Source organism: Streptomyces sp. URMC 123, assembly GCF_051386515.1.
GTDB lineage: Bacteria > Actinomycetota > Actinomycetes > Streptomycetales > Streptomycetaceae > Streptomyces.
The window spans coordinates 1-5,501 of sequence record NZ_JBPQTV010000386.1 but is presented as its reverse complement, the minus strand read 5'-3'; the positions used below and the strand labels follow the sequence as shown (position 1 = coordinate 5,501).

Annotated in this window: 8 protein-coding genes; 4 read left to right on the top strand and 4 right to left on the bottom strand. The window is 74.2% G+C overall.

What is annotated here, in order from left to right; genetic code table 11:
- Nucleotides 1-82: 82 nt before the first annotated feature.
- From ACSNOD_RS27805 to ACSNOD_RS27795, 3 genes are all read right to left on the bottom strand, one after another.
- Nucleotides 83-472: a DUF2795 domain-containing protein gene (locus ACSNOD_RS27805; protein ID WP_436769830.1), complete on the bottom strand. Its 390-nt coding sequence runs from the start codon at nt 470-472 to the stop codon at nt 83-85.
- 103 nt (nt 473-575) lie between these two features.
- Nucleotides 576-1,088, bottom strand: coding sequence for a general stress protein (locus tag ACSNOD_RS27800; protein WP_436769829.1), 513 nt, complete (start codon nt 1,086-1,088; stop codon nt 576-578).
- A gap of 190 nt (nt 1,089-1,278) precedes the next feature.
- A complete protein-coding gene (locus ACSNOD_RS27795; protein ID WP_436769828.1) occupies nt 1,279-1,521 on the bottom strand; it encodes an acyl carrier protein in 243 nt (80 codons plus the stop codon).
- A gap of 257 nt (nt 1,522-1,778) precedes the next feature.
- Here ACSNOD_RS27795 and aac(3) point away from each other — a divergent pair, with 257 nt between their 5' ends.
- From aac(3) to ACSNOD_RS27775, 4 genes are read left to right on the top strand one after another with little or no spacing between them, the layout of a single operon-like run.
- The gene (gene aac(3), locus ACSNOD_RS27790) at nt 1,779-2,645 is read left to right on the top strand and encodes an aminoglycoside 3-N-acetyltransferase (RefSeq protein WP_436769827.1); all 867 of its coding nucleotides are present in this window, start codon (nt 1,779-1,781) and stop codon (nt 2,643-2,645) included.
- Between the two features lie 24 nt (nt 2,646-2,669).
- Entirely contained in the window at nt 2,670-3,218 is a 549-nt protein-coding gene (locus ACSNOD_RS27785; RefSeq protein WP_436769826.1) for a TetR/AcrR family transcriptional regulator, read from the top strand.
- Entirely contained in the window at nt 3,215-3,574 is a 360-nt protein-coding gene (locus ACSNOD_RS27780) for a DMT family transporter (protein WP_436769825.1), read from the top strand. Before ACSNOD_RS27785 ends, ACSNOD_RS27780 begins: the two co-directional genes overlap by 4 nt.
- A complete protein-coding gene (locus tag ACSNOD_RS27775; protein WP_436769824.1) occupies nt 3,571-3,897 on the top strand; it encodes a DMT family transporter in 327 nt (108 codons plus the stop codon). Before ACSNOD_RS27780 ends, ACSNOD_RS27775 begins: the two co-directional genes overlap by 4 nt.
- A gap of 128 nt (nt 3,898-4,025) precedes the next feature.
- On the opposite strand, the gene ACSNOD_RS27770 is transcribed toward ACSNOD_RS27775, so the two are convergent.
- The gene (locus tag ACSNOD_RS27770) at nt 4,026-5,354 is read right to left on the bottom strand and encodes a B12-binding domain-containing radical SAM protein (protein WP_436769823.1); all 1,329 of its coding nucleotides are present in this window, start codon (nt 5,352-5,354) and stop codon (nt 4,026-4,028) included.
- Nucleotides 5,355-5,501: the final 147 nt, after the last annotated feature.

The window sequence follows — 5,501 nt, the reverse complement described above, 5'->3', positions numbered from 1 at the left end:
CGGCGCATGAGTACGCGTACTCATGCGCCGACGCCGTACGACGTGCGGTCCCGCCTGCGTACGGTTCCGCTTCCGGTTCCGGTCAGCTCAGCGCGCGCACGATGTCCTGGACATTGGTGAACTCGGCGTCCGCGGGCAGCCGTTCCGCGAGGTCCAGCAGCCGGTCCGGGGCGTTGTGGCGGCGCAGCGTCTTGAGCACCGCGTCCCGCCGCGCGGGGTAGATGCCGCGTTCGAGGTGGCGGGCCAGCTCGGTGCGGACCACCGTGAGCTCGGGGCTCATCCCCGGCGGTACGGAGCCGGGGAAGCTCGCGTTGGGGGCGCGGCTCACCTCGGGCTGGTCCTCGCCGGAGGGCTGGAGTTCCTGCTGCTCGTGGGCGCGCAGGGCGCGATTGGCCCGCAGCTCGCCCTGGAGTTCCTGTTTGAGTTCGTCGTCCCGGACCGGTCCGATCTTGTCCCGTCCGTGCTGGGTCATGCTTCCTCCGTTGATCGAGATCGGCCTGCCCGGCGCTCCGCCGGGCGTGTGGCCCCCGGGTACGAGGCCCCCGGGTGGGCCCGGCACCGGAGCGGCCGTACGGCTAGGGGCGGTCGTACGGCTGGGGGCGGTCGCCGACGAGGCCCGCTCGTTCGAGCACGGCCCTGGCCCGCTCGGCGTGGCCACCGCGGACGACGAGGTCGTAGCGGGAGGCGACGAGCGTGCGCGTCGAGGCGAAGTCGCGCCGGCCGCCGGTGGCGGCGTGTCCGGCGAAGCCGAAGACCGCTCCCCAGACGGCGCCGATGAGGACGCCGCCCAGGATCAGCCCGAGCCAGGTCGGGCCGGGCGTGAACAGCCCCACCAGCAGGCCGATGAACAGCCCGAACCACGCACCGCTGGCGGCGCCGAGGGCCGCGGCGCGGCCTTTGGTGAGCCGCCCGGTGACGTGTTCGACCAGGCGCAGTCCGGAGCCGACGATGTCGAGGTTCTCGACCGGGAACCGCTCGTCGGAGAGCCGGTCGACGGCCGCCTGGGCCGCCTCGTAGTCGTCGTAGCTCGCCACCGTGTTCCAGGCGGCGTGAACCGGGTCGAAGGGCGTCGGATCGATCTGTGCCATCTTTCCTTGCCTTTCCGAAGGTGCCGGGCCACCTGGCCGCCGGGCGTTCGCCGCCCGCGACGGCCGTCCGCCTGCGACGGGCGACCGATCGGCCGCCCCACGATCAGGTGGCTCCGTGACCGGGTGGCCCTGCGTTCAGCTTGTGCCGTGAGCACGGGTCCGGCCACCCGGGGGCGCTGTCCGCGCCGGTTCAGCGCGCGGCGGGCCCGGCGTCCTCCGTGCCCGACAGCTCCTTCAGGAACCGGTGGCACTCCGCGGCGCGCCGCGAGTCCTCCTCCATCACGGAGCGGAAGAACTCGGCGATCTCCTTCTTGCCCGCGTTCTCCGCGTCGCGGACGTACTGGCCGTAGTCGTGTCCCGCCTTGAGCGAGTGGTACTGCACGGACACCAGGTCGAACACGATGTCGCTGAATCCGGTCTCACCCGTAGCCATGGTGTCTGTCTCCTCTCCGGTGGTTCCGGTGACGTCTCCGGTGGTCCGGTGACGGAATTTTTCGGTGGTTGTGCCGCGCGCTCGCGCGCTCCGAGGTCCGACGGGGGTTCGCGTCCCTCGGAGCCCATCGGTTACCCCGCCCTGGGAACCTGACACAGCCGGGCGGCGATCGCCGTGCGTCACGGGCGTCCGGAAACCGGAACGGCGCCCGAGAAAATCGGTACCGCCGACCCACCCGTCCCCTTAGCCTCACCGGCGTGGACGAAAAAGATCTTCTCCGGCTCTCCGACGGCCCGGTGACCCGCGGCCGGCTGATCCGGGATCTGCGGGCTCTCGGCCTCGCCGAGGGCGACACGGTCATGTTTCACACCCGGCTGTCCGCCCTCGGCTATGTCGCGGGCGGCCCGCCGACGGTGATCGAGGCGCTGGGCGAGGTGGTGGGCGACCGCGGGACGCTGATGGCCCCCTGCGGGTGGAACGACGCGCCGCCGTACGACTTCACCACCTGGCCGCGGGAGTGGCAGGACGCGGTGCGCGCCGAGCACCCCGCCTTCGACCCGCTGCTGAGCGAGGCGGACCACAACAACGGGCGGCTGCCGGAGGCGCTGCGCCACTGGCCGGGCGCGGTGCGCAGCCGGCACCCCGACGCCGGGTTCGTGGCGGTCGGCGCGGCGGCGGAGGAGCTCATGGCCGACCAGCCCTGGGACCATCCGCACGGTCCGGGCAGCCCGCTGGCCCGGCTGGTGGAGCGGGGCGGGCGGGTGCTGCTGCTGGGCGCGCCGCTGGACACCATCACGCTGCTCCACCACGCGGAGGCGCTCGCCGAGGCCCCGGGCAAGCGGTTCGTGGAGTACGAGCAGCCGATCCTCGTCGAGGGGCGGCGCGTCTGGCGGCGCTTCACGGACATCGACACCGAGGACGAGGCGTTCGACTACTCCTCGGTGGTGCCGGAGGGCGAGTGGCCGTTCACGGTGATCGGTCGGGACATGCTGGCCGCGGGCATCGGCACCCGGGGGCGGGTGGGGGCCGCGGAGAGCCATCTGTTCGACGCGCGAGCGGTGGTGGACTTCGGCGTCGCGTGGATCGAGAGCAGGCTGGGCGCCGGGCCGGGCGGCGCTACTTAACCTTCCGGATGGTAAAGTAGAGGGGTGACGAGGAACGCGAAGCACCGAATCCTGGACGGTGCGCTCGACCTGCTCCGGGCCGACGGCGGTGGCTCGATCACGCTGGACGCCGCGGCCCGGCAGGCGGGGCTGACCAAGCCGGGGCTCATGTACCACTTTCCGACCAAGGAAGCTTTGATGCTCGCCGTGGTCGAGCACGTGGCCGCCCGGTGGGAGAAGCTCCTGCGCGACCGCCTGGGACAGCCGGTGGAGACGGCCTCGCCGCACCGGCGCATCCGCGCCTATGTCGAGATGTCCCTGACCGAGGAGTTCGACCAGGCGGACTTCGCGATCCATTCCGACGCCCTCTACCGCGACGCCCTCACCCGCACCTGGGTCCGGCACTTCGAGCCCTGGCTGGCCCTGCCCGACGACCTGCAGGGCCCGGTCCGCGGCCGGCTCACGGCCGCGCGGCTGCTGGCCGACGGCTACTGGGCGGCGGCCGCCACCGGCGTCTTCCCCGTACCGGCCGGCGATCGCGCGCACCTCCTCGCGGTCGCCGAAGAACTCCTTCGGGAGGAGGCCCCCGCATGAGGGACCTGAGGAAATGGCTGCTGCTGACGGCGGCGATCCTGCTGGAGGTCGCCGCCACGCTCTCGCTGCGCGCGGCGCTGGACCACCCCGCGTTCTACGCCCTGGTGGTCCTCGGCTACCTGGGCTCGTTCGCCGCCCTGTCCCTCGTGCTGCGCGCCGGGCTGGCCCTCGGCGTCGCGTACGGCATCTGGGGCGCCTGCGGTGTCGCCCTGACCGCCGTCCTGGCCACGGCCTTCTTCGGCGACCCCCTGACCGCCACCATGGGCCTGGGCATCGCCCTGGTCATCGGCGGGGTGCTGTGCGTGGAGCTCGGCTCGCAGGCCGCGCACCGGCGCGAGCCGGGGGTCCGCTCATGACCTGGGTCTTTCTGATCGGCGCGATCCTCTCCGAGGTCGCGGCCACCCTCTGTCTGCGCGTGGCGTCGCGGGGCGCCGGGCGGAAGAAGTGGTTCCTTGCCGTGGGCGCCGGGTATCTGGCCGCCTTCGCCCTTCTCAGCCTCGCCCTGGACGGCGGGATGGCCCTCGGCGTGGCGTACGGCATCTGGGCCGCGGCCGGTGTCGCCCTGACCGCCGTCGCGTCCCGTGTCCTCTTCCGGGAGCCCCTCACCAAGGTCATGGTCCTGGGCATCGGCCTCATCGCCGCCGGGGTCCTGCTCATCGAGCTGGGCGCCGGCCACTGACCCGGCCCGGGACGGGCGGCTCCCCCGCGGCGCCCCGGCCCGGATCGGCCGCCGTCCCCGACGGTCGCCGTCCCCGCCGACCGCCGTCCCCGACGGTCGCCGTCCCGGCCGGCCGACCGGCCCACGCCTCAGCCGACCGGCGTCATGGCGTTCCCCACGTGGTTGGGCAGCATCGCCAGCCGTCGCTCCACCGCGTCGAGGTCCACCGGGTGGGACGCCCGGTAACGGCGGTTGACCTCGTGGACCATCTGCCAGGTGGCGGGCCCGGTGCCACCGCCGATCCGGGCGGCGATCCGGTCGTGGAGCGCGGTGCCCGGGCGCAGGAAGACCTGCTCCACGCCGAACCAGGCCGGCAGCTCCGCGGCCCAGTCGACCAGCCGGCCGTCGGCGCACGCGTCGTCGCCCGGCAGCCCGAGCAGCAGGGACACGACGGGGGTGATGCCGGCGTCGCGGAGCTTGAGCACGGCGTCGTGGATCTCCCCGCCCGCCGGCGACCAGTGGCCGGGCCCCCGGAACTCCGTGGGCGGTACGGCGCCGAGCCGCATCCCCCGGCAGCCGGCCCGCGCCCATTCGATGACATTGCCGGCGAGCACCGTCCGCGGCCGGGTCCGCCCCGTCCAACCGATGTCCCGGCAGCGCAGCCGCCGGCACAGGGCGCGGTAGTAGGCCGCGTCGGCGCCGAAACCGGAGTCGAGGAAGCAGATGAAGTCCAGGCCGCCGGCGCGCTGCGCGTCCACCTCGGCCAGCACCCGGCGCAGCGGCCGGGCGCGCGCCCGGGTGCCGAAGGACGTCCGGCAGAAGGAGCAGCCGTCGGCGCAGCCGCGGGCCGCGAGCACCATGCCGCAGGGGCCGGCCTGGGGCATGCCACCGCGGACGACCTCGCCGGTGTAGGCGCCCAGCGGCACCAGGTCGTAGGCGGGTGGGGCGAAGTCCACCTGGGGGATGTCCGGATACGGCACGCGCGCCCCGTCGGCGAGCGGCAGCGGCGGGCGGGGCGGGGCGGCGGGCAGTACGGGTGCCGCGGTGCCTGCCAGCAGGTCGTGCACGGCGCCCACCGCGGCGGATTCGGACTCGCCGATGGCGACGTGGTCGACCGGCAGCTCCCGGAGGGTGTCGTCCGGCAGCAGGGTGCCGTGCGGCCCGACCACGACGGTGCGGGCGGTGGGGCACAGGGTTCTGCCGCGGTCGACGGCCGCGCGCACCGGAGCCAAATCCAGCGGGTGGCCGTGGGCGCTGTCGGTGACCGTGGAGAAGAACACCATCAGGTCCCAGGGCGGGCCGGTGTGCGGGCGGGTGTACGGACCGGTCCCCGGCCGGTCCTGGAGCCGGTGGTCCCAGACGGTCACCGCGTGGCCCTCGGCCCGGAGGCGGCCCGCGGCGGCCAGGGCGTCGAGCGGCAGTCGTACGACGTGGCGGTCGCACCGATGGGTCGGCACGACCAGGCAGATCCGGCTCATGTGCGGGTCACCTCGGGGTCGCCAGGTGAGGGTGGTCCTCACGGTCGAAGGGGGACGGTCGGGGGCCGGGCACTCGGACTGACGCCCGGGCGGGCGCCCGGGTTGAGGCCCGGCCGCGCGGGGGTGAGGGCTCGCGGCAAGCGGAGG